This is a genomic window from Methanoculleus sp. 10 (assembly GCF_913757945.1).
Classification (GTDB): Archaea; Halobacteriota; Methanomicrobia; order Methanomicrobiales; family Methanoculleaceae; genus Methanoculleus.
On sequence record NZ_CAJYDP010000026.1, the window covers coordinates 1 to 708 of the forward strand.

Genomic DNA, 708 nt, shown 5'->3' on the forward strand with positions numbered 1-708 from the left:
ACCGGGACTGTTGCAGGAGCGCGTACATCCTGCGGTATACCCGGTAGGACGGGATCAGGGTGAGTGCTTTTATGGTGAGGGGATTCGCATGCGATGCCCAGTTCAAGAGATCGACCTTCACGTACCCACCTCCCGGGTCAGGCTGATATATCGGAGGCTACATGCTCGTTCTGCGCAGGTTCCCGCTCGCCGAAGCGTATCGGCATGTTCTGGACGAAGTAGCGGTACTTGCCGCGGGCGGTGAGCGGGATGGTATCCACGTACCTGATGGTGATGGTAACGTCGTCGCCACAACTCCGGCCGACCTCCTGGTAGAGATAGTTCGCATCCCGATCGCCGAACGTCGGCTTTTTTACGATGTTCAGGATGACTTCCCCGACCTTCTCCTGGTAGAACTGAAACTGCTTAACATTATCGAACGCATCGGTATCGATGTTCATGGTTATCCCGGAGAGGAGTTCGCCTTTGCCCGTCACGATGAACTCCTGGACCCTCCCCTCCACCCGCTCGAGGAGGGGATAGTTCCGGCCGCAGGAGCACGGCCCCTTCCCGAGGACTGCAACGTCCATGGTCCGGTAGCGGATGAGGGGGCAGACGAGGTTGGTGAGGTTGGTCGCGACCACCTCCCCCATCGCGCCCGGCGTTGTTACAGGCCGGCCGTCCTGTCCGATCAGTTCGACGACGCCGTATTCGGGGAAGATGTGGTAT

The 708-nt window shown here is 59.5% G+C and carries 1 pseudogene; it reads right to left on the reverse strand.

Annotated elements, in window-relative coordinates:
- Positions 1-137: 137 nt before the first annotated feature.
- A pseudogene (locus tag QZ408_RS14780) lies at positions 138-708 on the reverse strand (phenylacetate--CoA ligase family protein); the annotation flags it as partial.